The sequence below is a fragment of the Pseudoclavibacter sp. RFBA6 genome, from assembly GCF_002931575.1.
Taxonomy (GTDB): domain Bacteria; phylum Actinomycetota; class Actinomycetes; order Actinomycetales; family Microbacteriaceae; genus Pseudoclavibacter; species Pseudoclavibacter terrae.
In genome coordinates, this window is record NZ_PSUA01000017.1 from 137,233 (window position 1) to 163,209 (window position 25,977).

Consider the following 25,977-nt stretch of genomic DNA (forward strand, 5'->3'; position numbering starts at 1 on the left):
CCGCAGTGAAGGCGCGCGCGCTCGCAAGCTAGCTGATCAGGAGATCCGAGGATGCGGCTCCCCCGGCCCCCGGAACGCCTCGGCATTCGCGACCACCACGCCGACGATCACGATGGACCCGCCCACCAGCTGGCCGACCGTGAACGGCTGACCCGCCAGCAGGGTGAACGCGACCGTGAACACCGTGATCAGGTTCAGGAACACCCCCGCTCGAGCCGCCGGGATGACGGCGAGCGCCCGGTTCCAGAGCAGATAGGACAGCACCGACGGGAACACGGCGATCAGCACCAGCGAGGTCGCCGCACCCGCTGAGACCGGGAGCTGCGGACCACCCGTAGCGAAGGTGACGGGCGCGACGAGGAGCACCGTGATGACCGCCTGGATCGACGTCGACGTGATGGGCGGCAGGGGTGGTGACCTGCGGCCGATGATCGTGTAGGCCGTCCAGATGCCGACAGCACCGAACATGAGCAGCTGTCCGACGCCGAACCCCGTCTCCAGGAACGCGCCGACATCACCGCCGCTCACCACGACGAACACCCCCACCAGGGCGATCACCACGCCGGCGACACCAGCCCGCGTGAGGCGCTGCCTGAGGAAGATCGCCGCCGCCACCGCGATCACGGCAGGGTTGAACGCGTTGATGAGTGACGCACTGAAGGCGTCGCTGTACTGCAACGCCGCGTAGAGCGTCAGGTTGTACCCGGCCAGACCAGTGCAGCTGAGCGCCAGCAGCCACGGCCACGCCCGCAGCACCTTGCGCCAATCCGGGCGCTCCGCGAAGTGCGCGATCGCGAGCAACGGCACGGCGGCGAGCGTCCACCGCCAGAGCACGAGACTGAGCGGGTCCATCGTCTCGAGCACAGCCGCGCCGACGATGTAGTTGCTCGCCCAGAACAACGCCGCGCCAAGCAGCGAGAGCACCGCGATCAGCAGCGAACGGCGGGCCGACGCATCCGACCCCGCATTCCCCAACCTCACGCTCACGCGCGCTCCTCCCCGACCCCGCGCAGCGGAGCGCGCCTCGACCCCGCCAGCCTAGCCAGGTGCCGCCGAACCGACCCGCCCCTCGCGGCAGAGCCCCGGTGCGGCTGTTCTGCAGCGTGCAGCTGGCGCCGGGAGCCGCCGGCCACCACCGGTCCGCGCCGCACCCTGACAACTTCGGTGACTTAGCGGCCCGAATGCCCTCGTCCGCGACAGAAGGCCCGCCACAGTCACCAAAGTTTGCAGCCGAGCCAGACCTGACCGCCCCGCGGAGCGCATTCGCGTAGCGTTGCTCGGGTGAAGACCGTTGGCGTCGACCTGGCAGCAGAACCCACGCGCACGGCGATGGCCGTCATCGAGTGGGGTGCGGACGGAGCACACCTCAGCCACGTGCAGCTCGGCACCTCCGACACCGAGATCATCGAGCTGGCCGCAGATGCGGCGAGTGTCGGCATCGACTGCGCGTTCGGGTGGCCGATCGAGTTCGTGGAGTTCGTCTCGGCCCACGCGACCCGGGTGTCGGGCACGCACGCACACACCGGCATCGACCTGCGCCGCCGCCTCGCCTACCGGCACACCGACCGGGTCGTGCGGGAGCAGACGGGCCGCTGGCCGCTCAGCGTCTCCACCGACCGACTCGGCATGACGGCCATCCACTGCGCCGAGCTGCTCGACGGGTTCGCGGCCGCAGGAGAACAGGTCGACCGCTCCGGCGGCGGTCGCCTCGCCGAGGTGTACCCGGCAGCCGCGCTCCGCGCGTGGGGACTGCTGACCCCGGGGTACAAGACCAAGCCCGAGGCCCGAATCCTCGCGGCGCAGGCGGTTCTGGCCGCGCTCCCCCGCCTCGAGACGACCGCCGAGCAGCGCTCGCTCCTGGGCAGGTCCGACGACGCGCTCGACGCGCTCGTCGCGTCGCTCATCGCGCGAGCTCACGCGCTCGGCAAGACGTTGCCGATACCGCCGGAACTGCTCGACGCAGCGAAGATCGAAGGGTGGGTTGCACTCCCCATCTGCGGCATCGGCGAGCTCGCGGGAGACGCATGATCCGCGTGATCCGCACCATGCGCCGTTCGGCGACCCGCCTCTGGTGGTGGGCCCTCGACTACGCCTACGTCGTCGCGCAGCAGGCACGCGCCGCGTTCGATCGCACAGACCCGGCGATGTTCCTCGACGGTCCCCGCGCCCCCGTCGTCGTGATCCCCGGCGTATACGAGCCGTGGCGATTCATGCTGCCGCTCATCCGCACCATCCACGCGATGGGGCACCCGGTGCACGTCCTCGACCCGCTCGGCTTCAACCGCAAGCCGGTGCCGGACGCGGCAGCGCATCTCGTCGAAGCGCTCGAACGCCAAGACCTGGAGGACGTCATCATCGTCGCTCACAGCAAGGGCGGACTCGTCGGCAAGTACGCGATGACGCAGGGTGCGGGGGTGCCGCGCATCCGCTCGATGCTCGCCGTGGCGACCCCCTTCGGCGGATCCTCATACGCGCGCCTGCTGTTCACGCCGAGCCTGCGCATCTTCTCGCCGCGCGACCGCACGATCCTGGCGCTCTCCCTCGAGAAGGAGGTGAACTCCCGGATCGTGTCGGTCTTCGGCTGCTTCGACCCGCACATCCCGAAGGGCAGCTTCCTGCTGGGCGCCGAGAACGTGCAGCTGGACACAGGTGGGCATTTCCGCGTGCTCGAGCACCCGCGCGTCCTCGTGGAATTCGAACGCCTCGCCGCGCAGCCGGCAGAGCACTGATCGGGGCGTCACCTCAGGCGGCGGGCCTAGCATCAGCGCCATGACTCCGGATGCACGCAACTGGTTCGACGAAGGCGGGCGGGCGTACGCCCAGTTCCGCCCCAGCTACCCCGCTTCGCTCGCCAGCGAACTCGCGCAGCTGGCCCCGAGCACCGACCTCGCCGTCGATACGGGGTGCGGCAACGGCCAGTTCACAACCACGCTCGGAGCGGCCTTCGACCAGGTCATCGGCCTCGACCCGAGCGAGGAGCAGATCGCGAACGCGACCCCGCACCCGCGCGTCGCGTACCAGCAGGCTCCCGCGGAGGCGCTGCCGGTGAGCATCCGCAACGACTCCGTCAGCCTGGTCAGCGCCGCCCAGGCCGCGCACTGGTTCGACCTGTCCAAGTTCTACGACGAGGTCACCCGAGTCAGCGTTCGCGGCGGCGTCGTCGCGCTGCTCTGCTACGGCGTCCTCCACCTCGACGACCCCGCCATCGATGAACGCGCCCAGCGCTTCTACGCCGAAGACCTCGACGCCTACTGGCCACCGTCTCGGCGGCTGGTCGAGCGCGAGTACCGCGACCTGTCGTTCCCGTTCGAGGAGATCGAGTTCCAGGCGCCGAGCATCCAGAAGCGACTGACCCTGGATGCGCTGCTCGGCTACTTCTCGACCTGGTCGGCCGTCCGTGCGGCGCGCGAGGCGGGCGAGGCGCGCCTGCTCGAGGACGTGGGCCGCGACCTCGCCGACCTCTGGGGCGACCCCGCGACGGAACGACTCACGACCTGGCCCATCGGGGGCCGCGTCGGGCGCGTCGGCACCGCAGGGGCGTGAGTCGCGCGGATGGCTCGCGGCCGTAACGCGGATTCTGCGTCCACACGACGAGGCTGAGTAGCATGCAGGCCATGCCCATCAGACTCGAGAACGTCGGCATCGCCGTCCGCGATATCGAAGCGACCATCGCCTTCTTCACCGACCTCGGGCTCACCGTGCTGGGCCGCGACGAGGTCAGCGGCGACTGGGCAGCCACCGCCGTCGGTCTCGACGGCAACCACGCCAAGATCGCGGTGCTGCAGACGCCAGACGGCCACGGGCAGCTCGAGCTGTTCGAGTACATCCACCCGGAGGCCATCGAGACCGAGCCGACGCTGCCAAACGAGATCGGGATGCACCGCGTCGCGTTCTCCGTCGACGACATCGACGAGTCGCTCGCGATCGCGGCGAGGCACGGCTGCCACCCGCTGCGGGGTGTCGCGAACTACCGGGACGTCTACAAGCTCACGTACCTGCGAGGCCCGAGCGGCATCATCGTGATGCTCGCGCAGGACCTCACGAAGAGCTGACGCGCCTCGCCGTCGCTACTCGCTCGGCTCGAGCGGAGCGATCTGCTGGAACGGCGGGATCTTCTCCCCGCTCTGGTCTCCGCCGAAGACCGTGCTCTCGCCGCGGTCGTAGACGAGGTCGAACTGCGTGTAGTCATCGCGCAGCCAGGCTCCGACCCAGCCAGTTACCGTCTCCCCTGGCTTGACACTGTTGATCGGCGTGTATCCGGCGGCGGTCATCGCGGGCGCGAGCGTCTCCGGATTCGTCAGGCCGAGCGAGACGTAGTCGAGGTTCACGCCGCGGTCGGTGATGGAGACCAGCGTCGGCCTCTCGGCGCCGCCGTACTCGTCGCCTGCGGTGAAGCGGACCTTCACGAGCACCGCTTGGAGCCCGTCCGAGACGGACGCGTTGGCCGCGGAATGGAAATCCGTCACCATGGCGAGCGTCGTCACAGACGTCCCCGTGAGCTCATCCGTGACCGTCTGCTCGACGATCGGGGTGCTCGGGGGTTCCGCGATCGTCGCCTTCGGGGTCGGGGTCTCAGCAGGCTGAGCCTCGACGCCGCCCATCCCCGCGCATCCACTGAGCGTGAGCGCCGCGGCGACAAGCGTGGACACGAGGGCGAGGCGAGCGGCTGCGAACGTCATCGGAAGATTCTCGCACCGAGCACCGCCTCATGCGTCACCGACGTCGGCTACGCTCCCGCGAGGTACTCGGCGAACGACAGCGGCGGCCGCCCGGTGACCCGCTCGACATCGTCGGACACGAGCGATAGCTCGCCGCTCGCGATGGCCGTGTACGTGCTCACCCAGGCGTCGTTCTGCCAGGCGGGCGCGCCCCACTTCGCCCGCGACTCGTAGGCCTCCTCGAGGCTCTCGTCGTGGAACGTCACCGCGGTGCCGCGAGCGTGCGCGATCGCCGCCGCGATCTCGGTCGCCGTGAGCGCCTCCGGACCCGTCAGGTCGTACGTGGCCTCCCGATGCGCATCCGGGGCGAGCAGCACGCTCGACGCGACCGCCGCCACGTCGGCGCGGCTGACGATCGAAACCCGGCCGTCGCCAGCCGGGCCGCGCAGCACGCCGTCGTCGCCGACGAACATCGGCATGACGTCCATGTAGAAGTTGTCCCGCAGGAAGGTCCACGTCATTCCGGACGCCTTGAGATGCTCCTCCGTCGCGTGGTGGTCGCGCGCCAGCGTGAACGTCGAGTCGGGCGAGGCGCCGAAGAAGGACGTGTAGACGACGTGCTCGACGCCGGCCTCCGCCGCGGCGTCGATGAAGGCCTTGTGCTCGTCGAGTCGCGACTCGCTCTCGGCCGCCGAGACCATGAACAGGGTGCGGGTGCCGCGGAGCGCGGCAGTGGATGCGGCGCGGTCCGTGTAGCTGAACGGCGCGACGACGCACCCGGGCAGCTGCGGGGCCCTCGCCGGAGTGCGTGCGAGGAGGAGCTGCGAGGCGCCAGCGTCGGCGAGCCGCTTGGCGACGACGCCGCCCACCGCTCCCGTGCTGCCGGTCACCGCGATGCGGTCGGTGGATGCTTCGGTCATGCTGAACTCCTTGGACTCGGTGCCGCTGTGGTGGGGTCGTGCTGCGGGGGTGGGGCTTCGTGCGTCGAGCCCGGCACGCGTTCGTCACGGTTCGGCCGGCGCTCATCCACGCGCGGTGTCGTACTCCCGTTGTGCTTCGGCGACGCCCGTCATGTGCTCGGTCGCCCACTCTGTGAGCACGCGGAGTGGGCCGAGCAGGCTGAGTCCTGCGTCCGTCAGCTCGTAGTCGACGCGCGGCGGCACCTGCGGGAACACGGTGCGCGTGACGAGGCCGTCGCGTTCGAGCCCACGGAGCGTCTGGGTGAGCATCTTCTGCGAGACTCCATCGACCGCGGCTTGGATCTCCGAGAATCGCTTCGGCCCCTCGTGCAGCGTGCCGACGACGAGCACCGTCCACCGGTCGCCGATGCGGTCCAGCAGGCGGCGCGACGGGCAGTCGCGCACGTACGGGTCCCACAGGGGTTCGGACATGACCCACCTCTCATCGGTAACTGCAGGGTACTCACTTACCGCAAGAGACTCAAGGGCTGCGCCACAGGCACTTCTCGGTAACCGACGCTCCGCAAAGTGCCTTCTTCCCCTCCCCGCAGTCGGTCTCCTACGGTGACTGTCGGCGCCCGACACCGGTCGCCGAGACGAAAGGACCACCATGGCCAAGATCACCATCCTCGGCGGAACCGGATACGCCGGAAGCAACCTCGTCAAGGCGGCAGCGTCCGCGGGCCACGAGGTCACCTCGTTCAGCCGCTCGCGCCCCGACGAAGAGATCGAGGGCGTCACCTACGTCAGCGCCAGCGTCCTCGAAGACGGCACGTTCGACCACGCCATCGACGGCGCCGATGTCGTGATCTCCGCCCTCGCGCCTCGCGGAGACCTGGAAGGCCGAACCCGCGGCGTGCTCGCGCAGGCCGCGGCACTCGCCGCCGCGAAGGGCGTGCGCTTCGGCGTCGTCGGCGGCGCCGGTTCGCTGTTCGTCACGGAGGGCGGCCCACGGCTGTTCGACACGGAGGGCTTCCCGGATGCGATCAAGCCGGAAGCCGCGGAGATGGCGGGCGTGCTCGACGACCTCCGCGTATCCGCCCCAGAGCTCGACTGGTTCTACGTCAGCCCCGCCGCCGCGTTCGGCGCCTGGGCACCTGGTGAGGCGACGGGCGAGTACCGCATCGGCGGCGACGTGCTCCTCGCCGACGAGAACGGCGACTCGAACATCTCCGGCGCCGACTTCGCCGCCGCGATCGTCGCCGAGATCGAGAACCCCTCCCACCGCCGCGCGCGCTTCGGCGTCGCGTACTGAGCAGCATCCCCCTTTGCTCGGGCCCCGCGGGCATCCACACGCCCGATGCAGGTTCGTTTCGCAACGAGCATGCAGTGGTCGTGTGGATGCACCCGGGGACCGGGAGAGCGGAGCCGGCGAGAGTCGGTGCGAAGTCGAGTGCGAGCTACGGGACGATGACTGCGCGGCCGCGGATCTCGCCAGCGTGCAGCTTCTCGTAGGCGGCGGGCGCCTCGTCGAGGGAGAACTGCTCGACGTGGATGTTGATGGCGCCGCGCTTCGCGAGCTCCACGACCTCCATGAGCTCCGTCCTGGAGCCCCAGTTGATGGCGCGGCCGGTGACGTCGAGGGGCACGGTCGTCTGCCCGATGGGCACGGCGCCGCTCGCGACGCCCACGACCACGACCGAGCCGGCGGCCGCGACCATCTTCGCCGACAGGTCGGCCGTTGGCTGGATGCCGACGAAGTCGAACACGACCGTCGCCCCGAGGCCGCGAGTGAGGTCCTTGACCGCTGGGATCGCATCCGGGTTCGACAGGAACGTGTGGTCGGCCCCGACGGTGCGGGCGAGCTCGAGCTGCGCCTCGCCGACGTCGAGCACGACCACCGTCGTGGCCGACAGCGCCTTGAGCAGCTGGATCGCGACGTGGCCGAGGCCGCCGGAGCCGATGACGACCGCGGTCGAGCCGGGAACGAGCTTCGGCAGCGCCGACTTCACCGCGCGGTACGGGGTGAGCCCAGCGTCGGTGAGCGACACGTTCTTGACCGGGTCGAGGTCGCCGATCGGCACGAGATGGCGCGCGTCGTCGACGATCATGTACTCGGCCATGCCGCCGTCGCTGAAGATGCCGGGCGCGCGCATCCCCTTCTCGCAGTTCTGCTCAGCCCCGCCTGCGCAGTGGTAGCAGCGGCCGCAACCCCACGGCCCGTAGACGATGACCGATTCGCCGATCTCGACGTCGTGGACGCCACTGCCGATCGCTTCGACGACGCCCGCGACCTCGTGGCCGAGCGTGAGCGGCAGCGGTTTGAAGGAATAGTCCTCCTCGGATGCACCCATGATGAACTCGTCCGAATGGCAGGCGCCGGCGGCCGTCACCTTGAGCAGGATCTCCCCGGCAGCCGGTGTTGGAGTGTCGATCTCGACGAGTTCGGGGCGCGAGCCGATCGCGCGGTACTGCAGTGCTTTCATGGCGCTGCCTCTCTCCGGGCGGAGCAACAACCCGGCTTCAGTGTGCGACGCGAAGCGCCGCGAACCCGAAAGTGGGGTCCCGTCCGATGCTACGCCTCGCTATGTGTCGAGTCAGCGAGATTGGCCTGGGCAAGCGCAGCGCGGCGCGCCCACCAAGCCCTGACGCCGCTCCTGACACCCACCCAGACCGCGAGCAGGAGCAAGACCAGCGCCGCACATCCACTCGTCGCCCACATGAGCGCACCCCACCCGGTGTGGTCGCCACCCCTGGTGCCGAACGCATCCGCGACATTCATACCGACCCCAAACCAGGCCCAGAAGAAGGGAAACCCACCGAGGAACAGGAGGCCCGCTGCCACGGCAGCGCTCTGGACCCACGTCGCGCCCCTCCGGCAGGAGAGCACAAGACTCCCGAGCCCGAGCAAGAGCCCCGGCCCCAGGAGCATGACGACGACCCAGACGTGCATGGTCTCGTTGGAGCGAGCTGCATGGATGTAGATCTCCTCGAGGGTCATGTCGGGGACCTCCGCGAGCGGGTCGAGCACAAGAACCTGCAGCATCCCGAAGACCGCGTACCCGGCTACGAACAGGAACCCGACGCAGCCGACCACGATGGCAGCGGCCGACCGCGGCGGCTTCTCGATGCTCATGCGAGCGAGACTACCCATGGCCGTCCGTCACGTTGCCCACGCTGCTCAGACGAAGAAAACCGCGACCACGAAGCAGACCACCGCGAGCGTGAAGTGCAGTCCGGCCATGCGACGGCTCGCTGTCACCTCGCCGCTCGTGAGGCGGTCGTACGCGTCGCGGAACCGGTCGCGGGGTCGATTCTCGAGCACGATGCCGACCACCAGCACCGCCACGGTCGGCACCGCATAGATCGCGGTATACCCCGCGAGCGCGGCAACAGCTGCGGCGCCTGGAACCTCGGCGTCGATGAGCCGCTCAACGGCGAAGAACATGGGGAACGCGTTGGGGAGGTCGGCGAGCGTTGCGACGACACCCAGCGGGAACGCGGTGACGGGACTCACCCAGCGCAGCAGCGGATACCCGCGGCGCTCGCGCGTGCGGAATCGTCGGACCCCGAATACGACGAACATGACGCCGAAGCCGACGAAGATGACGCGCCGCATCCACGTCGCCAGATCCTCGACGAGCGTGCCGGCGAAGCTCGCCCCGAAGTACACGAGCATCGTCAGCCCGAAGAACGCGACGACCGCGCCAGCCGCGTACACCCAGCCGGTCGCGACGGGCCGCTGCACGGTGAGCAGGATGAGGATCACGACGGCGATCGTCGACAGGTTCAGGGAGTCGACGACCGCGAGGCCCACGAGCGCCGCGACCAGGCCGCCGCTCACCGCTCGCTTCCCCGCATGCCGTGGACTCTACCGGGCGCGGGCGGCGCGGAACCCGTCTCACCGCCGGGCTCCAGGGCGCCGGGCCAACTTGAGTGCCTATACGGCGTAAATCGCTCCGAAACGGGGCGCGAGGCTCGAGTTGTCACCGAAGTTGGCCGTTCACCCCAGCCTGGAGTGACCAGCTCGTTGCGGAGGCGCGTGCCCTCAGCGCGCCGGCACGTCCGCGAGCGCCGCGGCGAGCGCATCCGTGAACCGGTCGATGTCGCGCTCCTGGAACGACAGCGGCGGCCGCACCTTGAGCACGTTGTTGTTCGGCCCCGCCGTCGAGGTGAGCACACGGTGCTCGCGCAGCGCGTTCACAAGCGCGAGCGCCGTCGCCCCGTCCGGGGTCTTCGAGGCGGGGTCGGCCACGATCTCGACGCCCGTGAACTGGCCAGCCCCGCGCACGTCGCCGATGCGCGCATCCCCCACCGACCGGATCGCGGCGCGCAGCTGATCGCCCACGACTGCCGCACGCTCCGGCAGGCCCTCGTCGCGCAGCACGTCGAGCACCGCCTGCGCGGCAGAGATCGCGACCGGGTTGCCGCCGAAGGTGTTGAAGTACGGGATCCCCGTGGCGAACGGCTCGAGCACCTCAGGGCGCGCGGCCATGCCGGAGACGGGGATGCCATTGCCCATGGGCTTCCCCATGGTCACGATATCCGGCACGATGTCGTGCCGCGCGAAGCCCCACATCCGGGGGCCGAGGCGACCGAAACCGGGTTGCACCTCATCCGCGATCCAGACGCCGCCCGCCTCGTGCACGGCGTCGAACGCGGGCTTGAGAAAGCCCGTCGGGTCGGCGGCGACGCCGTCGGAGGAGAACACCGAGTCGGCGAGGAACGCCGAGAACTTCACCCCGTGCTTGGCCAGGTCGGCGATGGCGGCGCGGATGTCGGCGGCGAGCTTCTCCCCGACCAGCTCCGGCGCGGTGCGGTAGCTGTCCGGCCCCGGCACGGTCCGCACCTCGAGCCCCAGCGTCTGGCCGCTGCCGAGCGCGGGAGACACGGCCGAGGTGAGCCCGGACGTGCCGTGGTACGCCTCGCTCGTGACGATGACGCCGCTGCCACCCGTGTAGGCGGCCGCGACGCGCAGGGCCAGGTCGTTCGCCTCCGAGCCGGTGCACTGGTACATGACCTGACCGATCTCGGCGGGCATGGTCGAGAGCAGGTCCTCGGTGTAGTCGAGGATCGCCTCGTGGAGGTAGCGCGTGTGCGTGTTGAGCGTGCCGGCCTGCGCCGCCATCGCCTCCACGACCCGTGGATGCGCGTGGCCGAGGCTCGCGACGTTGTTGTACATGTCGAGGTACTCCACGCCGTCGCTGTCGTAGAGGTACGTGCCGCTGCCCCGCACGAGGTGCACCGGGTTCGAGTAGAACAGCCGGTAGGAGGGTCCCAGGAGCCGCGTTCGCCGCTCGATCATGGCCGAGGTCTCGGCCGCCGCGGAGGACTCCCCCACCCGGTAGCTGTTGCCGTCCATGATCGTCGATCTGCTCACGTGGCGTGTCCTCTCCCGCGGGCGCACCTCGCCCGTTCGGCGCTTCGATCCTGACCGGCGCGGGCACGCGCACTGTTTCCTCCCGGTAAATCGTGTGTAACGAGTGCCCATCCGCGCCGCATGTTCAGCGAATCAGCACCTAGACATGGAACACCCCGCACTCAGCCGGCACACACCAGAGCCGCCGCGACCCGCGCATCCGCTGCCCGGATCGCCCCAGCCCGAGGAGACGACCATGATCGAGGCAACGCTCAAGCAACCCGTCTCGGGGCTGCGCGTCTTCGACGCTCTCGTCAAGGGCGAGGCTGCGCCTGCATGGCTGCACGACGGGATGCTCGAGGCCTTCGGAATTCCGCAGGAGGCAGCGACGAAGCTCATCTCCGTCTCCGAGAACGCCTCGTACCTCGTCGAGCTCGCCGGCCGGCCTGCGGGCGTCATCCGCCTCCAGCAGCCCGGCTACCAGGAGGGCGACGAGCAGCTCCGCTCGGAGATGCTGTGGGTCGAGGCCATCCGCAACTCCGGATGCGCGGACGTCCCGTCCCCGATTCCCGGGGCGAACGGGCAGGTGACGCAGAGCATCCAGTCGCCGGACGGGCTGGCCCTCAAAGCCGTCTACTTCGAGCACGTGACCGGCTCTATCCTGCAGGACGTCGACGACGCCGCTCCGTGGTTCACGGAACTCGGGCAGATCACGGCACGCCTGCACGATCACGCCCGCAGCTGGCGTCGGCCCGCCGGCTTCGACCGCTTCACCTGGGGCCTCCCCGACCTGCTCGGCTCGACCGCGAGGTGGGGCGACTGGCGCCGCGCGTCACTGACCCCGGCGCAGCTCGACCACCTCGAGCGCGCCGAGATGGCGGCGCTCATGCGCGTGCAGTCGGCGCCCGCCGGCTGGCAGGACTGGGGCCTCGTCCACTCAGACCTCCGCCCGACCAACGTGATCCGCGACGGCGAGCGCCTCATCGTCATCGACTTCGACGACTCGGGCTTCAGCTGGTTCCTCTACGACTTCGCGTCGGCCCTCACCTTCCAGGAGCACAAGCCGGAAGTGCGCACGATGGCACGGAACTGGATCGATGGGTATCGATCCGAAGGCCAGCTCACCGCAGCGCAGCTCGAGCTCGGCTGCGCACTCTCGATGGTGCGCACCCTCACGATGCTCGGCTGGAGCACCACGCACCGCGACGAGGCACTGCCACCCGACCTGCAGGGCGGCGGCGTCATCGATGCGGCCATCCTCGCCGCCGACAGCTTCCTCGCCTCGCCCACCTGGCTCGTCGACTGACTTCGGGGCGACTGCGCCCCGACTGCTCCACCCGTGCATCCCGCACGTCTCTCTCCCATGACCCCAACCCAAGGAGCCATGCATGCCCGCTGCCGATCTCGCCTGGATGCTCGCCGCATTCGGTCTCGTCCTCCTGATGTTCCCCGGAATCTCGTTCTTCTACGGAGGAATGCTCAACAGCAAGAACATGCTCAACATGGCCATGATGGTCTTCGGATCCATGGCCGTGGTCGCCGTCATCTACGTGCTCTTCGTGCACGGCATGGTGCTCGGCAACTCGGTCGGCGGCGCCGGAATCATCGGCGACCCGCTCGCGTTCGTCGGCATGGAATCGTTCATGACCGACGCGTCCGAGGGCGACATCATCTCCGTCGACGCGTACTGGGGCGCCTTCTACATCCTGTTCGCCGCGATCAGCATCGCGATCGTCGCATCCGGTGCCGCCGGCCGCATGAAGTACTGGGCGTGGCTGATCTTCGCCGCCCTGTGGACGATCCTCGTCTACGCGCCCCTCGCGCACTGGGTGTTCGCGTTCACGAGCGACGACGGCGAGACGGTCGGCGGGTGGATGCGCAACGTCCTCGGCCTGCACGACTACGCCGGCGGCACGGCGGTGCACATGAACGCAGGCGCTTCCGCCGTCGCCCTCGCGATGGTGCTCGGCCGCCGCAAGAACACGGAGCTGCGCCCGCACAACATGCCGCTCGTGCTGCTCGGCGCCGGCCTCCTGTTCTTCGGATGGATCGGCTTCAACGGCGGCACGGCCGCGGGCGCGAACTTCCTCGCCGGCTACGTCGTGCTCACCACCACCCTCTCCGCTCTCACGGGCGCGTTGGGCTACCTGCTCATCGAGCGCATCCGCGACAAGCACGCCACGACACTCGGCATGGCAACCGGCATGATCTCGGGCCTCGTCGGCATCACCCCCGCAGCGGATGCGGTCACCCCCGTCGGCGCCCTCGCGCTCGGCTTCATCACCGGTGCCGTCGTAGCTCTCTGCATCGGCTGGAAGAACCGCGCGAAGATCGACGACGCGCTCGATGCGTTCTCCGTGCACGGCATCGGCGGCATCGTCGGAGCCCTGTTCGTGGTGTTCCTCGGCGCAGCCGCGGCACCGGCCGGCATCGCGGGCGTCTTCTTCGGCGGCGACCCGAGCCTCCTCTGGCGCGAGCTGATCGCCATCGTCGTGACCTGCGTGTACGCGTTCGTCGTGACCTACCTCATCGCGTGGGTCATGAACAAGATCGTGCCCATCCGCGTGCCGGACGACGTGGAAGCGGTCGGCCTCGACCGGGGCATCCACGCCGAGCGCGCGTACGAGATGGAGACTCGCTGACCATGATGGGTGCATCCGCCCGACCGCAGTTCGCCCCGCGCGACCAGAACACGCAGACGCCCCGCGTCCCGCACGACCAGAACACGCAGACAACGCCCGCACAGAAGAGGAGCGCCCGCTGATGAAGCTCGTGACCGCAGTGATCCAGCCCACGAAGGTCGACGACGTGAAGGACGCCCTCGAGGCGGCAGGCTTCACCGGCCTCACCATCACCGAGGTGGAGGGGCATGGCCACCAGAAGGGCCTCACCGAGTACTACCGGGGGCAGGCCGTGAAGGTGTCGTTCCGCGCCAAGACGCGCGTGGAGGTGCTCGTCGCGGACGAGACCCTCGACAAGGCGCTCGAGGTCGTCGTCGAGGCGGCCCGCACGGGCAACGTCGGTGACGGCAAGGTGTGGGTGACGGATGTGAGCCACGTCATCCGCGTCCGCACCGGCGAGTCCGGACCCGCCGCCGTGTAGCTCGCGCCGGCCGGCTCCCCAAGAGCGTTGTGGCCCGTTGTTGTTCCCGGCACTGGGAGCAGCAACGGGCCACAACTCTGTGCCTTGGAGTTGGTTCCCCGCAGCCTCAGGTGTCGGGATGCTCACGGCGGCGGGCGCGGTAGGCCGCGACAGCCGTGCGGTTCGCGCAGCGCGTCGAGCAGAAGCGCTTGGTGCGGTTGCGGGTGAGGTCGACGACGATGCCGTCGCAGCCGTCGGCGTCGCAGGTCCCGAGGCGGGACATCTCGTCTGAGCGGATGACGTCGACGACCGCGAGCGCCGTCTCGACCGAGATGCGCTCGTCGAGGGGACGGTCTGCGTCGACTGCGTGCAGGTGCCAGTCGTGGGTGTCGTGGCGCACGAGCTGCGGGGTCGCGTTGTACTCGGTGAGCGTCTGGTTGACGAGGCTGGCCGCGACGTCCCGGTCGGCGGTGAGGAGCTCGCGGAGCTTCGGTCGGATCGCTCGAACGCGCTTGAATTCTGCGTCGTCGCCGTCGAACCGTCCCGTGTAGCCGCGGTCGCGGAAGAAGTCGGCGAGCTCGGCGCGCGTCTGCAGCGTCAGCGGTTCGATGTCGCTGTTGACGAGGGCCGCTGCGGCGGCGAGCGCCTCCTCGGTGTCATTGGTGAAAAGCACCTTTGCAGATTACCAAAGCGAGGCTAGTGTCATGTTCTATGGACACCAACGCCAATGACGTCGCGTTCGGGGACACATCCGCGACAGCCAGTGTCGCCGCTCCGAACGCGGCCCCGCGCACGGCGGCCTCGCCCGCGAACAGCTCGCGTCTCGCATCCGGCCTGCTGTTCGCCCTCATCTCAGCCAGCGCCTTCGCGCTTTCCGGCCCGTTCGCCCGCGGCCTGCTCGATGCCGGCTGGACACCGGGAGCCGCCGTCACCGCACGCGTCTCCCTCGCCGCGCTGGCGTTGGCCCCCGTCGCCGTGCTGGCGCTGCGGAGACGCTGGCGGCTCCTGGCAGCACGCCGCAACCTCGTGACACTCGTGGTCTACGGCGCCATCGCCGTCGCGGGCACGCAGCTCGCGTACTTCTCGGCCGTCGCGACCCTGCAGGTCGGCGTCGCACTGCTCATCGAGTACACGGCACCAGCCATCGTCGTGCTGTGGATGTGGATGCGACACCGCCAGCGCCCCCACGCGCTCACGCTGCTGGGTGCGGTCATCGCGGCGGGTGGGCTCCTCCTCGTGCTGCAGATCTTCGGGGGCGTGCAGCTCGACCTCGCCGGTGTGCTGTGGGCGCTCGGCGCGATGCTGGGCGTCGCCTTCTACTTCGTCATGTCCGCGGACACGGACACGGAGCTTCCGGCGACCGTGCTCGCGGGCGGTGGGCTGTTGGTCGGAGCGGTTGTGCTCGGGCTCGCGGGCCTCGTGGGCGTGCTGCCGATGAGCGTGACGGATGCGCCGGTCGAGTTGGGCGGGGCGTCCATGCCGTGGTGGGTCGCCGTGCTTGTCCTCGGCCTCGTGACGGCGGCTGGGGCATACGTGACCGGGATCGCTGCGGCCCGTCGCCTCGGTCCGCGCCTGACGTCGTTCGTCGGACTGTCCGAGGTGATCGGCGCTGTGCTGTTCGCGTGGCTGCTGCTCGGCGAGCTTCCGAATGGCGTGCAACTTGCCGGTGGCGCGCTGATCCTCGTCGGGGTCGTCGTCGTCAGGCTCGGCGAGGCTCGCATCACCCGCTGACCTGCGCGGTTCGCTCGGCTCGCGACGCGGCTCAGCCGCGGGCGCCGGGCACGCTGACCAACATCAGTGCGATATCGCTCCAAAACCGGCGCAAACTGGCCGCGCGGGCCGATTCTGCACTCATGTTGGTCAGGCGAGCTGGTGCGAGGTGCCGATTCGCGCGTCCCAGAGCCGCAACTCGGTGGCCTGAGCCTCGATCGGCTCCAGCTCGAGCGCCGAGAGTGCGCGCTCCAGGTCGGCGAGCTTCAGGCGGCGGGCGAGCGTGACGTGCGGCGTCCAGTTTCCCGGCGTCGTGTGCGGCAGATCCGAGGCGGCCGAGACCGTTTCGGAGAGCGCGTGCACCTCGGCGTGGAGGTCAAGCAGGCCGCTCGTCGGCAGCACACTCCGGGCGAGCACCGCGCGTCCGCCGTGCCGGAACAGCAGGGGCGCACCCAACGTCACCGCCAGGGGGAGTCGGCCGGATGCTCGGCGCACTTGGGCAGACACGAGTGGAGGATGCACCGTCACAGCATCGGGCTCGGACTCCGCGGCGGCGCCAGCACCAGCACCTGCGTTCAGCCCGGCAGCGTCGACCGGGGCGACGCCGCTGCGCACCAGCAGCGACAAATGCGGACGGTTGCTGGCACTCGTGTGGGCGCCCATGCTGGACACGCCGAGCTCCTGCAGCACCCGCCACTCGTCCCAGATACGGGCCTCGGTCAGGTCGTCGAACAGCAGCTCGAGGCTGACGATCTCACTCACGCGTCACCCGCGGGTTGGCCAACCAGACACGCCCTCCGAACCGCCCCACCTCAGATGGCTCGGAGCGCGGCGGCGACAGCGCGCTGGCCGGTCGCGTCGAGTTCGTGGACCGGCCTCGGCAGGTTCACGGTCGGCACGAGGCCGAGCTGGGCGGCGATGGCGGATGCGACGCGGTAGCTGCCGTGGGCGCGGAACAGCTCCCACAGCGGGTCCAGTCGCGCCGCGAGCTGCAGGGCGGGTTCGGCTTCGCCAGTCAGCGCGGCGCGGGTGATGGCCAGGCACTCCGCGGGCAGGACGCCGGCGAGCACCGAATACCAGACGTCGCACCCGCCGAGCAGGCCGGCCGCGGCGTAGGGGTCGCCGCTGATGCCGACGGAGATGGGCCGGCCGACCGCGTCGCGGAGCGCGGTGACGCGTTCGCTGACCTGGGCGACGTCGAGGGAGGCAGGCGGGATCTTGATGGAGCGCACGAGGTCGAGGCCCGCGATGCGCGCGTGCAGGGTGTCGCTGACGACGATGCCCGTGGTGGTCGGGTTGTCGTAGACGATGATCGGCAGGCTCGATGTGGCGGCGACGTCTTCGTAGAGGCCGTAGACCTCGTCCTCGGTGAGCGGCTGGTACGACACGGGGGCGAGCAGCACCGCGGCAGCGCCTGCGTCCTCCGCGGAGCGCAGGTTGTGGAGCACGTCGCGGGTCCGGAGCGCGCCGATGCCGACGATCACCGGCACGGGTCCGGCGTGCTGCACCGTGAGCTTCGCGACGGAGGCGCGCTCGGTGACGTCGAGGTAGGCGTAGCTTCCCGTCGACCCGAGCGCGCTGATGGAGTCGACGCCGGCCGCCTGCATCCGCTCGACGAGCCCTGCGTAGCTGGCCGCATCGACGCCGGTGGAGGTGATCGGGGTGAGCGGGAAGGCGCTGAGGCCTTCGAACAGTGGATCAGACATGGGGTCCTCCTCCCGCGGCGGGCCAGGGGAGGTTCAGCGCTGCCCACTGGAGCAGCAGCACGGTCTTCGCGTCCTGGATCTCACCGCTCGCGATCATCTGCAGAGCCTCGTCGAAGTCGAGTGCGACCGCTTCGATCTCCTCGCCCTCCTCTTCGACACCGCCACCTCCGGAGACGGGGGCGTTCGCCGACCAGGGTGCTGCGAAGAAGTGGATGCTCTCGGTCACCGATCCTGGGCTCATGAAGAGCTCGAAGACGGGCGTCACCTCGCCGACGACGACGCCGAGCTCTTCTTCGGCTTCGCGGCGGATCGCGTCTTCGGGTGAGTCTCCGTCGAGGAGCCCCGCGGCGGTCTCGAGGAGCATGCCGTCTTCGTGTCCGTTGACGTAGACGGGGTAGCGGAACTGGCGGCCGAGGAGCACTTTGCGACTGTCGAGGTCGTAGAGGAGGATCGTGGCGCCGTTGCCGCGGTCGTAGGTCTCGCGCTGCTGCGTGGCCCACTCGCCGTCGCGTCCGCGGTAGCGGAACGTCGTGCGCCGCAGCACGTGCCAGCCGTCGGAGGTGACCTCGACGTTCTCGACCTCGACGTTGGGGTTGCGGGTCAGGTCGCGCCCGACCTGGTCGAGGCCGGTGCGACCGCGACGATCGGGCACGTCGACGCCGAGGTGCCCGTGGGTGTGTGGATGCGACATGCCCCAAAGATACGCACGAGCTTGGGCGGGCGCAGCTGGAAATACGCCGTAACGCTGATCGCCCCGCACAGCTCGGGGGAATAGCTTGCAGCTACAACTGGTTGTTGCCGTACGGGTGGCCGCGGCCACCTCCCCCGAAGACACGCGCATCGCGCCAAGAACGGAGTCATATGACCGAGCAGCTGACCGTCCGCAACGAGACCTCCGTCCCGATCCTCGACGCCCTCTCCGACCGTTGGAGCCCGCGCGGTTTCGACGCGAACCATGAGATCTCCGATGAGGACCTCACGGCGATCTTCGAAGCCGGGCGGTGGGCGCCCTCGGCGAGCAACACGCAGCCGACGACCCTCGTCGCTGGGGCCCGCGGCACGGCGACGTTCGACAAGATCTACGGCGCCCTCATGGACTTCAACCTCGCCTGGGCAGACCGTGCCTCGCTCCTCATCGCCGTCACCGTCGAGCATGAGCGCGACGGGAAGGCGCTGCGCTGGGCGGAATACGACGCGGGCGCTGTTGCCGCGCACCTCTCGATCGAGGCGCAGTCGCGAGGCCTCCACACGCACCAGATGGGCGGCTTCCACGTGGATGCGCTCGCCGAGGCGCTCGAGCTGCCCGCAGGTCGGACCCCGATCACGGTCATCGCCGTCGGCCAGCACGACGACTCCGACGCCGTGAGCGAGCAGATCCGCGCCCGCGACACGTCGCCCCGTTCGCGGCGCGAGCTGACCGACTTCGCATCGATCGAGCGCTGACCGGGGCCTGACGAGGCTCACCGCCCGGCATCAGCCGGGTGCCGTAAGAACAGTGACCGTGGCCACACGGCCATGCCGCCCGGGTCGCCCCGGCCCGCATCACCAGAAGCAGAGGACAGCACGATGACGGATGTCAGCACAGCAGACCGCGCCAATCGCTTGGCAGAACTTCACCAGGCCCAGGAGATCCTCCGAGTCGTGAACGTGTGGGACGCGATCAGCGCCCAGACCGTCGCGGCCCTCCCCGAGACGAAGGCCATCGCGACCGCGGGCCACTCGATCGCTGCCTCCTACGGGTACGCGGACGGCGCCATGCCACTCGACGTGGCCTTGGCCGGCGCGAAGGTGATCGTCGACGCCGTCGACCTCCCCGTGACGGCCGACCTCGACGACGGTTACGAGGACCCGGCCGAGACCATCCGCCGCGCCATCGGACTCGGCATCGTCGGCGCGAACGTCGAGGACCGCCTGCGCCCCTTCGACGAGTCGGTCGCCCGCGTCGCCGCGATCATCCGCGCGGCTGAGGGCGAGGGCGTCAACTTCCAGCTGAACGCCCGCACCGACGCCATCGTGCGCGGCGGCGAGCGCCCCATCTCCGAGAGCATCGACGACGCGATCGCCCGCGGTCGCGCGTTCCTCGACGCTGGCGCATCCCTCGTCTTCGTGCCGGGCGCCGTCAACCGCGAGACAGTCGAGCCGCTCGTCGAGGGCCTCGGCGTCGGCAAGCTCTCCGTCATCGGCCTCCCCGGCGCGCTGACCGCCGCGGAGTTCGAGGAGCTCGGCGTCGCCCGCGTCTCCTACGGCCCGCTCACGCAGCGCGTCGCCCTGCGCGCGCTTCGCGACCTCGCCACCGACCTGTACGGCACGGGTGTCATCCCGGAGGACACGCCCGCGCTGAACTAGTCGCGACGCCCCATTCCGGGGCCGACCGAGAGCGGCCTTGTGGCCGTCAGAGCTGAGTTCTGACGACCACAAGGCCGCTCTCTGCGTCCGCGGCGAAGCGCGGCGGGTGGGATCAGGCGTCGGTCCGTGCTTGTGCGGAGGCAGCAGAACCGGAGGCGTCGGAGACGGACGCGGCAGCCGTCGCCGACCGGAAGTGGGCGGCGAGCAGTTCGCCGGAGTGGATGATGTGCTCGCTCGCGGCGTGCCTCGCCGCCTCCGCGTCCCTGGCCTTGATGGCGTCGATGATCTGCGTGTGGTCCGCGCGGGTGGCTTCAGGCCAGCCCTCGATCTGCGCGTAGAAGTTGCGGGGCACGTACTTGGAGAAGAGGGCGACGAGCCAGCGCAGGCGTGGCGCGTCCACGATGTGGTTGAGCAGGTGGTGAAACTCGTTGTTGCGCGCTTCGAGCGCTTCCACGTCCCCCCGCACAGCTGCGGCGAGCAGCTCGTAGTGGAGCGCCTCGAGCACGCGCAGCTGCTCGTCGGAGATCGAGCGCGCGGCGCGGGCGGCGAGCTCTCCCGCGACGTTCGCGTGCACGAGGAAGACGTCCTCGATGTCGGCCGCGGTGATGGGGTGCACGCGGAACCCCTGGCCTCGCACGCCGTCGACGAATCCCTCTACACGGAGCGACTGCAGCGCCTCGCGAACGGGGGTCGCCGACACCTTCAGTCGCTGCGCGATCTCGTCGATCTGCAGGGACTCCCCTGGCAGGAGCACGCCTGAGATGATGCGCTCCCTGAGGTACTCGGCCGCGAACGAGCGCATGCTGCCGTAGCGACGGGCTGCGTCTTCGAGGCGTTCGTCGGGTGGGAGCGGCACGGGGCCATCCTACTGAGGGGTCGATTCGGGCCGCGGCATGGCTTCGACGAGTGCGGCGACGGATGCGCTGCGGTCGTGTTCGACGAGCGTCCAGAGCTGGTTCGCGCATGTCTCGCCGACGAGGCCCCGCGCCTTGGCGTGGAGGTCCTGGCGGGATGCGCGGGCCCCGGGTGAGCCGCGGTAGGCCTTCGTCGAGGCTTCGTGGACCGTGCCGTCGGTGAACGTGACCCGCACCTCGGCGGTCCAGTCTGCCGGGAACGCGGCTTCCACTGCGGGCGAGGTGACGCAGCGTACTCTGCGCATGAGCGGGAGCAGCTCACCCGTGAGCTCGGCGGCCCGGTCGAACTGGTCGACGGTCGCGGTTCCCGTGGTGAGCGCGAGCGCGGCACCGAAGGGCATGTTGAACTGCGCATCCACTGCCGACTCGACGCGGAGCTTGGCCTCGGCCGGCACGCTGACGAGGCGCGCGCCTGCCTCGATCACGGCGACCTCGACGTCGTCGATGTCGGCGGGCGTGAGGTCTGGTCGCTGGGCTGCGACGTCGAGGAGCAGGTCGATGTTGCCGTGCATGTAACGGCAGCACGGGTAGAGCTTGATGCTCGTGCGCCACGCGTAGTCGCCCGGCGTGATGGGGCGCACTCGGTCGGCGTGGAACCCCTCGCCGTAGTTGGCAAGGAATCCGTCGCGGCCCTCGAGCGCTGCGGCTGGTGCGACGAAGCCGACGGCCGCGAGTCGGGTCGCGCGGATGCCGACGGCGGCGGCGTGCCCGGCGTTGAGGCGTTTCGTCCAGGCGCCGTCGGAGAGGAACTCGAGCGAGCCGGCCGCGAGGTTCGCGGCGAGCCCGATGGCGTCGACCGTCTGCGATTCGTCGAACTCGAGGAGCCGGGAGAGGGCGGCGGCGGCTCCGATCGCGCCCGCCACCCCCGTGGGGTGGAATCCCCGGCCGTAGCTCTCTGCGGCGCCGAGGACGACTCCGACGTCGCACATCACGTCGTAGCCGACGACCGCGGCGTCGAGGAGGGCGCCGTAGCTCGCCCCGCGTTCCTCGGCGACGGCGAAGAGCGCCGGGAACAGCACCACGGCGGGGTGCAGGGATGCCTCCTCGAAGGTGTCGTCGAGCTCGAGCCCGTGTGCGGTGATGCCGTTGACGAGTGCCGCATCCTCCGCCGAGAGGCGGAGGATGCTTCCGAGGACGGATGATGGCGAAGACTGGGAGGCGTGCCCGCCGTACGCGGCGCGGGCCGCTCGGGCGGACTCGCGGTTGATGCCGCCGAGCGTGACGGCGAGGGAGTCGAACAGGAGCGCGCGCATCCACGCGGATCGCTCCTCGTCGAGGTCGACGGGGCGCAGTGCGTGCTGCGCGTAGTCGCGGGCGAGTGACATGTCAGTTCCGTTCGTCGGGGGCGGTGAACTCCCGCCGCACTCGGTCGGTGTGCTCGCCCGTATCCGGCACGGGCTTCATGGCGGGACGGTAGGAGTCGGCGGTGACGGGGGGAAGAAGCGATCTGGCTGGGCCCCCAGGGGTCTCGACGTCGACCCACCTGCTGCGTTCTGCGAGCTGTGGGTGCGCGGAGAACTCCGACATGGTCCTCATCCGGGCGTTCGCGATGGCGAGGGAGTCGAGCCGCCGGGTGACTTCCTCGCTCGGGGTGTCGGCGAGCGCTGCGCCAATGAGGCCGTTCAGCGCGTCGCGGTTCGCGACCCGGTGCTCGTTGAGGCTGAACCTGGAATCGTCGGCGAGCCCGGCGTCTCCCAGGACGTCGCGGCAGAAGCCGGCGAACTCGGTCTCGTTCTGGATACCGATGAACACGGTCCCGTCGGAGGCCTCGAACGGCCCGTATGGGGCGATGGTGGCGTGGGACGCGCCGTGGCGCTGGGGCGGGGTGCCGCCGTATTCGGCGAACAGGTACGGCTGCTGCATCCATTCGCCGAGCGCTTCGAGCATGGAGACCTCGATGCGGTCGCCAACGCCGGTGCGTCCGCGCTGGATGAGGGCGGCGAGCACGCCGGAGTACACGTACATGCCCGCTGCGATGTCGGCGACGGAGGCTCCGACCTTCGACGGCTGCTCTGGGGTGCCGGTGACGGAGAGGAGTCCGACTTCGCATTGCACGAGGAGGTCGTAGGCCTTCTTGCGCGTGTAGCTGCCACCGGTGCCGTAGCCGGAGATCTCGGCGTAGATGAGTCGGGGGTTGCCTGCCGAGAGGGCGCCGTAGCCGAGGCCGAGGCGGTCGAGCGCGCCGGGCGCGAGGTTCTGCACGACGATGTCGGCGGTCGCGGCGATGCTGCGGAAGAGCTCGGCGTCGGCGTCGGTCTTCAGGTCGAGCACCACCGATTCCTTGCCGCGGTTGAGCCAGGCGAAGAAGCTCGACGTGCCGTGCACGGTGGAGTCGTAGCGGCGAGCGAAGTCGCCGTCTGCGCGCTCGATCTTGATGACGCGGGCGCCGAGGTCGGCGAGCTGCCGTGTCGCGAAGGGGGCCGCGACCGCCTGCTCGACGCTGAGTACGGTGATGCCGTCGAGCGGCCGACCGTTCATGATGCATCCCCGACGGTGGCGAGCATTCGGCGCGCACGTTGGAGGACGGGCGCGTCGACCATGGCCCCGTCGATCTGGGTTGCTCCGGCGCCAGCCTCGATCACTCGTCTGGCCCAGGCGATCTGCTCGTCGGTCGGGCGGAATGCTGCCCCGATGCCGGCCAGCTGGGCGGGGTGAATGGCGAGCATGCCCCCGAATCCGAGCGCGACGGCATGCTCGGCGGCGGCCGCGACGGCGTCGAGGTCGCGGATGTGCGCGCTGGGGGACTCGACGGGCGCTGCCGCTCCTGCGAGACGCGAGGCGAGGACCAGCTCGACGCGCGCCGTGTCCAGCAGGATGGTCGCGTCTCCTCCCGCGTCGACGGCGAAGTCGAGGGCACCGAACGCGAGACGCACGTCGAGGTGGGGTGCGCCGGGGTCGGGGGTGAGCAGCGATCCCGCCGCCCTGAGGCCGCGAACGGTCTCGACGAGCGCGAGCAGCGGCACCGCGCCCGAGGCGTCGCTCACCCGTCTGAGGTAGTCGCGCGATTCGGCCTTCGGCACGGCGACCCCCGCCAGGACACGCTGTGACCGGGTGGAGATATCCTCGAGGAGCGCGAGGTCGGCGCTGCTGTCGGTGGAATCCTCCGGGTTGACCCGCACCAGCACACGACCGGGTGCCGTCGTGGTCAGCAGGTCGCGGACGGCGACTCTCGCCTGCTCCCGGTCGTCGGTGGCGACGGCATCCTCGAGGTCGAGGATCACCAGGTCGGCAGCGGAGTCGAGCGCCTTCCGGAAGCGGTCGGGGCGACTGCCTGGGACGAACAGGAACGTCTGCGCGGCCGCGAGAGCGCTCATGCGTCGACCGCGTCCGGCAGCGACGACTCGTCGGGGCGTGGGGTCGGGGACTCGGGCAGGAAGCCGCGCCGCGAGACCATGAAGGTGCGGCGGAACCTGATGACGACGACCCCGTCCTGGTTGTACCCCTCGGTCGCGACCTCGACGATGCCGACGGACGGCCGCGAGCGCGACTCGCGGAGCGAGAGCACCTTGGAGCGGGACGAGATGGTGTCCCCCACGAACACGGGGTGCGGGAGTCTCACCTCGTCCCAGCCGAGGTTCGCGAAGACGTTCATGGACAGGTCGATCGTCGACTGGCCGGTGACGAGGGCGAGCGTGAAGCAGGAGTTCACGAGGATGCGCCCGAACTCGGTGCCCTCCGTGAGGCGCGCGTCGACGTGCACCTTCGCCACGTTCTGCGTCATGAGGGTCGACGTCATGTTGTCGTCCTCGGTGACGGTCTTGGAGAACGGGTGGTAGTAGAGGTCTCCGGGGGTGAAGTCCTCGAAGACCCGCCCCGTCCACCCTTCTACGATCTGCGTCATGATGCTCCCTACAGTTTGACGATGACGGTCTTGGTCTCTGTGTACGCGTCGAGCGATTCGACGCCCTTCTCCCTGCCATAGCCGGATTTCCTGAAGCCGCCGAACGGGTACTCGACACCGCCGCCCGCTCCGTAGGCGTTGACGTAGACCTGTCCAGCCTCCACGCGAGCGGCGAGGCGGTGCGCCCTGGAGATGTCGCGGGTCCAGATCGCCGCCATGAGCGCGTAGTCCGTGCCGTTCGCGATGCGAACCGCCTCATCCTCGTCGGTGAAGGTCGTGGCGACGAGGACAGGGCCGAAGACCTCCTTCTGCGCGATCTCGGAGGCTGGGTCGACGTCGGCGATGAGGGTCGGGGCGAAGAACGCGCCCGCCCCGTGCCCGTCCGGCACGTGCCCGCCCGTGATGACGCGGCCGTCGGCGCCGTCGACGAGGCCGCGCACCCGGTCCTGCTGCTTGACGGAGACGAGGGGGCCGAGGTCGCGGTCGTCTGCCCCCGGGCCGATCGTCACCCGCTCGAAGGACGTCTTGAGCTTCGCGAGGAGCTCGTTGGCGACGTCTTCGTGGACGATGAGTCGTGAGCCCGCCGAACAGGTCTGACCCGCGTTCTGCAAGATGCCCTTCGTGATGAACGTCGTCGCCTCATCGAGGTCGGCGTCGGCGAACACGACGTGCGGGCTCTTGCCCCCGAGTTCGAGCACTGCGGGGATCACGTTCTGGGCGGCTGCGGTGGCAATCGAGGTGCCCACCGCTGTGGACCCGACGAAGCCGATGTGGTCGATGCCCGGATGCTCGGCGAGGGCGGCGCCGACTTCCACACCGATGCCGGTGACAATGTTGAGCACCCCGGCGGGGATGCCGACCTCGACGGCGAGCTCCGCGATGCGAACCGCGGTGCGTGGCGTCTCGTCGGCGGGTTTGAGCACGACGGTGTTGCCTGTTGCGAGGGCTGGTGCGACAGCCCGGCCGAAGAGCTGCATGGGGTAGTTCCAGGCGATGACGCTGCCGCAGACGCCGAGCGCCTCCCGGCGCGTGTACACGTGGAACGCCGGATCGACGGGCAGGGACAGCCCGTAGTAGGAGTCGATGGCCCTGCCGTAGAAGGTGAAGTACCTGGCCGCGACGGTCGCATCGATCCTGGCCTGCGTCAGGGGCTTGCCGGTGTCCTGCGATTCGAGCAGCGTGAGCTCCTCGCGGTTCGCGATGATCGCCGCGGCCAACGCCTGCAGGAGGTCTGCGCGCGCCTCCGGCTTGGTGGCGGCCCACCCGGGTTGCGCGGCGCGGGCGGCGGCGACCGCGGCATCCACGTGGGATGCGTCGCATCGTGCGGTGAGGCCGAGCACCTCCCCCGTCGCCGGGTCGATGTTCTCGTAGCTGCGGTCGGCGGCCACGAGCTCGCCGCCGATGTATGCCGTCGTCGTGGCCGTTCCCGGCGCGGTGTGCACTGATTGGGACATGTCTCTCCT

The 25,977-nt window shown here is 69.8% G+C and carries 29 protein-coding genes; 11 read left to right on the forward strand and 18 right to left on the reverse strand.

Annotation, left to right across the window (positions count from 1 at the left end; translation table 11 throughout):
* Positions 1-36 precede the first annotated feature (36 nt).
* Entirely contained in the window at positions 37-987 is a 951-nt protein-coding gene (locus tag C5C17_RS17940; protein WP_258066290.1) for a DMT family transporter, read from the reverse strand.
* A gap of 294 nt (positions 988-1,281) precedes the next feature.
* On the opposite strand from C5C17_RS17940, the gene C5C17_RS17945 reads away from it, so the two are divergent.
* From C5C17_RS17945 to C5C17_RS17960, 4 genes are all read left to right on the forward strand, one after another.
* A complete protein-coding gene (locus C5C17_RS17945; RefSeq protein WP_104254758.1) occupies positions 1,282-2,028 on the forward strand; it encodes a DUF429 domain-containing protein in 747 nt (248 codons plus the stop codon).
* On the forward strand, positions 2,025-2,729 hold the full coding sequence (locus C5C17_RS17950) for a triacylglycerol lipase (RefSeq protein ID WP_258066291.1): 705 nt from the start codon (positions 2,025-2,027) through the stop codon (positions 2,727-2,729). Before C5C17_RS17945 ends, C5C17_RS17950 begins: the two co-directional genes overlap by 4 nt.
* Before the next feature lie 40 nt (positions 2,730-2,769).
* A complete protein-coding gene (locus C5C17_RS17955; RefSeq protein ID WP_104254759.1) occupies positions 2,770-3,543 on the forward strand; it encodes a class I SAM-dependent methyltransferase in 774 nt (257 codons plus the stop codon).
* Between the two features lie 71 nt (positions 3,544-3,614).
* Positions 3,615-4,052, forward strand: a complete 438-nt coding sequence (locus tag C5C17_RS17960) for a VOC family protein (protein ID WP_104254815.1) — start codon at positions 3,615-3,617, stop codon at positions 4,050-4,052.
* A 15-nt stretch (positions 4,053-4,067) separates the two neighbouring features.
* On the opposite strand, the gene C5C17_RS17965 is transcribed toward C5C17_RS17960, so the two are convergent.
* From C5C17_RS17965 to C5C17_RS17975, 3 genes are all read right to left on the reverse strand, one after another.
* Complete coding sequence (locus tag C5C17_RS17965; protein ID WP_104254760.1) at positions 4,068-4,679, reverse strand: hypothetical protein; 612 nt, start codon at positions 4,677-4,679, stop codon at positions 4,068-4,070.
* 47 nt (positions 4,680-4,726) lie between these two features.
* On the reverse strand, positions 4,727-5,578 hold the full coding sequence (locus C5C17_RS17970; protein WP_104254761.1) for an SDR family oxidoreductase: 852 nt from the start codon (positions 5,576-5,578) through the stop codon (positions 4,727-4,729).
* 102 nt (positions 5,579-5,680) lie between these two features.
* Entirely contained in the window at positions 5,681-6,049 is a 369-nt protein-coding gene (locus C5C17_RS17975; protein WP_104254762.1) for a helix-turn-helix domain-containing protein, read from the reverse strand.
* Between the two features lie 178 nt (positions 6,050-6,227).
* Here C5C17_RS17975 and C5C17_RS17980 point away from each other — a divergent pair, with 178 nt between their 5' ends.
* A complete protein-coding gene (locus C5C17_RS17980; protein WP_104254763.1) occupies positions 6,228-6,872 on the forward strand; it encodes an NAD(P)-dependent oxidoreductase in 645 nt (214 codons plus the stop codon).
* Positions 6,873-7,017: 145 nt separating this feature from the next.
* Here C5C17_RS17980 and C5C17_RS17985 read toward each other — a convergent pair whose 3' ends face one another.
* From C5C17_RS17985 to C5C17_RS18000, 4 genes are all read right to left on the reverse strand, one after another.
* A complete protein-coding gene (locus tag C5C17_RS17985) occupies positions 7,018-8,043 on the reverse strand; it encodes an NAD(P)-dependent alcohol dehydrogenase (RefSeq protein WP_104254764.1) in 1,026 nt (341 codons plus the stop codon).
* Between the two features lie 89 nt (positions 8,044-8,132).
* A complete protein-coding gene (locus C5C17_RS17990; RefSeq protein ID WP_146079225.1) occupies positions 8,133-8,693 on the reverse strand; it encodes a hypothetical protein in 561 nt (186 codons plus the stop codon).
* 45 nt (positions 8,694-8,738) lie between these two features.
* Positions 8,739-9,401: a GAP family protein gene (locus tag C5C17_RS17995; RefSeq protein WP_104254766.1), complete on the reverse strand. Its 663-nt coding sequence runs from the start codon at positions 9,399-9,401 to the stop codon at positions 8,739-8,741.
* Positions 9,402-9,605: 204 nt separating this feature from the next.
* Positions 9,606-10,937, reverse strand: coding sequence for an aspartate aminotransferase family protein (locus tag C5C17_RS18000; RefSeq protein WP_219820538.1), 1,332 nt, complete (start codon positions 10,935-10,937; stop codon positions 9,606-9,608).
* Between the two features lie 235 nt (positions 10,938-11,172).
* Between C5C17_RS18000 and C5C17_RS18005 the strand changes: the two genes are divergently transcribed.
* From C5C17_RS18005 to C5C17_RS18015, 3 genes are all read left to right on the forward strand, one after another.
* On the forward strand, positions 11,173-12,222 hold the full coding sequence (locus C5C17_RS18005) for a phosphotransferase enzyme family protein (protein WP_181028669.1): 1,050 nt from the start codon (positions 11,173-11,175) through the stop codon (positions 12,220-12,222).
* Between the two features lie 82 nt (positions 12,223-12,304).
* A complete protein-coding gene (locus tag C5C17_RS18010; protein ID WP_104254768.1) occupies positions 12,305-13,558 on the forward strand; it encodes an ammonium transporter in 1,254 nt (417 codons plus the stop codon).
* Positions 13,559-13,679: 121 nt separating this feature from the next.
* Positions 13,680-14,018 carry a P-II family nitrogen regulator gene (locus tag C5C17_RS18015; RefSeq protein ID WP_104254769.1) on the forward strand — a complete coding sequence of 113 codons (339 nt, stop codon included), beginning with the start codon at positions 13,680-13,682 and terminating at the stop codon, positions 14,016-14,018.
* A gap of 106 nt (positions 14,019-14,124) precedes the next feature.
* On the opposite strand, the gene C5C17_RS18020 is transcribed toward C5C17_RS18015, so the two are convergent.
* The gene (locus C5C17_RS18020; protein WP_104254770.1) at positions 14,125-14,670 is read right to left on the reverse strand and encodes a CGNR zinc finger domain-containing protein; all 546 of its coding nucleotides are present in this window, start codon (positions 14,668-14,670) and stop codon (positions 14,125-14,127) included.
* Between the two features lie 38 nt (positions 14,671-14,708).
* On the opposite strand from C5C17_RS18020, the gene C5C17_RS18025 reads away from it, so the two are divergent.
* Complete coding sequence (locus tag C5C17_RS18025; protein ID WP_104254771.1) at positions 14,709-15,728, forward strand: DMT family transporter; 1,020 nt, start codon at positions 14,709-14,711, stop codon at positions 15,726-15,728.
* 129 nt (positions 15,729-15,857) lie between these two features.
* Here the strand turns inward: C5C17_RS18025 and C5C17_RS18030 are convergent, their stop codons facing one another.
* From C5C17_RS18030 to C5C17_RS18040, 3 genes are read right to left on the reverse strand one after another with little or no spacing between them, the layout of a single operon-like run.
* Complete coding sequence (locus tag C5C17_RS18030) at positions 15,858-16,469, reverse strand: 2'-5' RNA ligase family protein (protein WP_258066292.1); 612 nt, start codon at positions 16,467-16,469, stop codon at positions 15,858-15,860.
* Between the two features lie 50 nt (positions 16,470-16,519).
* On the reverse strand, positions 16,520-17,413 hold the full coding sequence (locus C5C17_RS18035; RefSeq protein WP_258066293.1) for a dihydrodipicolinate synthase family protein: 894 nt from the start codon (positions 17,411-17,413) through the stop codon (positions 16,520-16,522).
* The gene (locus C5C17_RS18040; RefSeq protein WP_104254772.1) at positions 17,406-18,104 is read right to left on the reverse strand and encodes an NUDIX domain-containing protein; all 699 of its coding nucleotides are present in this window, start codon (positions 18,102-18,104) and stop codon (positions 17,406-17,408) included. The genes C5C17_RS18035 and C5C17_RS18040 overlap by 8 nt, the downstream gene beginning before the upstream one ends.
* A 170-nt stretch (positions 18,105-18,274) precedes the next feature.
* Here C5C17_RS18040 and C5C17_RS18045 point away from each other — a divergent pair, with 170 nt between their 5' ends.
* On the forward strand, positions 18,275-18,856 hold the full coding sequence (locus C5C17_RS18045) for a nitroreductase family protein (RefSeq protein ID WP_104254773.1): 582 nt from the start codon (positions 18,275-18,277) through the stop codon (positions 18,854-18,856).
* 123 nt (positions 18,857-18,979) lie between these two features.
* The gene (locus C5C17_RS18050) at positions 18,980-19,759 is read left to right on the forward strand and encodes an isocitrate lyase/phosphoenolpyruvate mutase family protein (protein ID WP_104254774.1); all 780 of its coding nucleotides are present in this window, start codon (positions 18,980-18,982) and stop codon (positions 19,757-19,759) included.
* Between the two features lie 112 nt (positions 19,760-19,871).
* On the opposite strand, the gene C5C17_RS18055 is transcribed toward C5C17_RS18050, so the two are convergent.
* Genes C5C17_RS18055 through C5C17_RS18080 form a run of 6 tightly spaced genes read right to left on the reverse strand, consistent with a single transcriptional unit; the run spans position 19,872 to position 25,968 of the window.
* Positions 19,872-20,615, reverse strand: a complete 744-nt coding sequence (locus tag C5C17_RS18055) for a GntR family transcriptional regulator (protein WP_104254775.1) — start codon at positions 20,613-20,615, stop codon at positions 19,872-19,874.
* A 9-nt stretch (positions 20,616-20,624) separates the two neighbouring features.
* The gene (locus C5C17_RS18060) at positions 20,625-21,998 is read right to left on the reverse strand and encodes an MmgE/PrpD family protein (RefSeq protein WP_104254776.1); all 1,374 of its coding nucleotides are present in this window, start codon (positions 21,996-21,998) and stop codon (positions 20,625-20,627) included.
* 1 nt (position 21,999) lies between these two features.
* Positions 22,000-23,151 (reverse strand): CaiB/BaiF CoA-transferase family protein, encoded by a 1,152-nt coding sequence (locus C5C17_RS18065; RefSeq protein WP_104254777.1) that lies wholly within the window; start codon positions 23,149-23,151, stop codon positions 22,000-22,002.
* Positions 23,148-23,987: a CoA ester lyase gene (locus C5C17_RS18070; protein ID WP_104254778.1), complete on the reverse strand. Its 840-nt coding sequence runs from the start codon at positions 23,985-23,987 to the stop codon at positions 23,148-23,150. Before C5C17_RS18070 ends, C5C17_RS18065 begins: the two co-directional genes overlap by 4 nt.
* Positions 23,984-24,514, reverse strand: coding sequence for a MaoC family dehydratase (locus C5C17_RS18075; RefSeq protein WP_104254779.1), 531 nt, complete (start codon positions 24,512-24,514; stop codon positions 23,984-23,986). Before C5C17_RS18075 ends, C5C17_RS18070 begins: the two co-directional genes overlap by 4 nt.
* A gap of 8 nt (positions 24,515-24,522) precedes the next feature.
* The gene (locus tag C5C17_RS18080; protein WP_104254780.1) at positions 24,523-25,968 is read right to left on the reverse strand and encodes an aldehyde dehydrogenase family protein; all 1,446 of its coding nucleotides are present in this window, start codon (positions 25,966-25,968) and stop codon (positions 24,523-24,525) included.
* Between the last annotated feature and the right edge of the window lie 9 nt (positions 25,969-25,977).

Coding starts and splice junctions, on each gene's coding strand:
- C5C17_RS17950 (WP_258066291.1), top strand. CDS start 2,025: ATGATCCGCGTGATCCGCACCATGCGCCGTTCGGCGACCCGCCTCTGG.
- C5C17_RS17955 (WP_104254759.1), top strand. CDS start 2,770: ATGACTCCGGATGCACGCAACTGGTTCGACGAAGGCGGGCGGGCGTAC.
- C5C17_RS17960 (WP_104254815.1), top strand. CDS start 3,615: ATGCCCATCAGACTCGAGAACGTCGGCATCGCCGTCCGCGATATCGAA.
- C5C17_RS17965 (WP_104254760.1), bottom strand. CDS start 4,679: ATGACGTTCGCAGCCGCTCGCCTCGCCCTCGTGTCCACGCTTGTCGCC.
- C5C17_RS17970 (WP_104254761.1), bottom strand. CDS start 5,578: ATGACCGAAGCATCCACCGACCGCATCGCGGTGACCGGCAGCACGGGA.
- C5C17_RS17975 (WP_104254762.1), bottom strand. CDS start 6,049: ATGTCCGAACCCCTGTGGGACCCGTACGTGCGCGACTGCCCGTCGCGC.
- C5C17_RS17980 (WP_104254763.1), top strand. CDS start 6,228: ATGGCCAAGATCACCATCCTCGGCGGAACCGGATACGCCGGAAGCAAC.
- C5C17_RS17985 (WP_104254764.1), bottom strand. CDS start 8,043: ATGAAAGCACTGCAGTACCGCGCGATCGGCTCGCGCCCCGAACTCGTC.
- C5C17_RS17990 (WP_146079225.1), bottom strand. CDS start 8,693: ATGAGCATCGAGAAGCCGCCGCGGTCGGCCGCTGCCATCGTGGTCGGC.
- C5C17_RS18005 (WP_181028669.1), top strand. CDS start 11,173: ATGATCGAGGCAACGCTCAAGCAACCCGTCTCGGGGCTGCGCGTCTTC.
- C5C17_RS18010 (WP_104254768.1), top strand. CDS start 12,305: ATGCCCGCTGCCGATCTCGCCTGGATGCTCGCCGCATTCGGTCTCGTC.
- C5C17_RS18015 (WP_104254769.1), top strand. CDS start 13,680: ATGAAGCTCGTGACCGCAGTGATCCAGCCCACGAAGGTCGACGACGTG.
- C5C17_RS18025 (WP_104254771.1), top strand. CDS start 14,709: ATGGACACCAACGCCAATGACGTCGCGTTCGGGGACACATCCGCGACA.
- C5C17_RS18035 (WP_258066293.1), bottom strand. CDS start 17,413: ATGTCTGATCCACTGTTCGAAGGCCTCAGCGCCTTCCCGCTCACCCCG.
- C5C17_RS18040 (WP_104254772.1), bottom strand. CDS start 18,104: ATGTCGCATCCACACACCCACGGGCACCTCGGCGTCGACGTGCCCGAT.
- C5C17_RS18045 (WP_104254773.1), top strand. CDS start 18,275: ATGACCGAGCAGCTGACCGTCCGCAACGAGACCTCCGTCCCGATCCTC.
- C5C17_RS18050 (WP_104254774.1), top strand. CDS start 18,980: ATGACGGATGTCAGCACAGCAGACCGCGCCAATCGCTTGGCAGAACTT.
- C5C17_RS18060 (WP_104254776.1), bottom strand. CDS start 21,998: ATGTCACTCGCCCGCGACTACGCGCAGCACGCACTGCGCCCCGTCGAC.
- C5C17_RS18065 (WP_104254777.1), bottom strand. CDS start 23,151: ATGAACGGTCGGCCGCTCGACGGCATCACCGTACTCAGCGTCGAGCAG.
- C5C17_RS18070 (WP_104254778.1), bottom strand. CDS start 23,987: ATGAGCGCTCTCGCGGCCGCGCAGACGTTCCTGTTCGTCCCAGGCAGT.
- C5C17_RS18075 (WP_104254779.1), bottom strand. CDS start 24,514: ATGACGCAGATCGTAGAAGGGTGGACGGGGCGGGTCTTCGAGGACTTC.
- C5C17_RS18080 (WP_104254780.1), bottom strand. CDS start 25,968: ATGTCCCAATCAGTGCACACCGCGCCGGGAACGGCCACGACGACGGCA.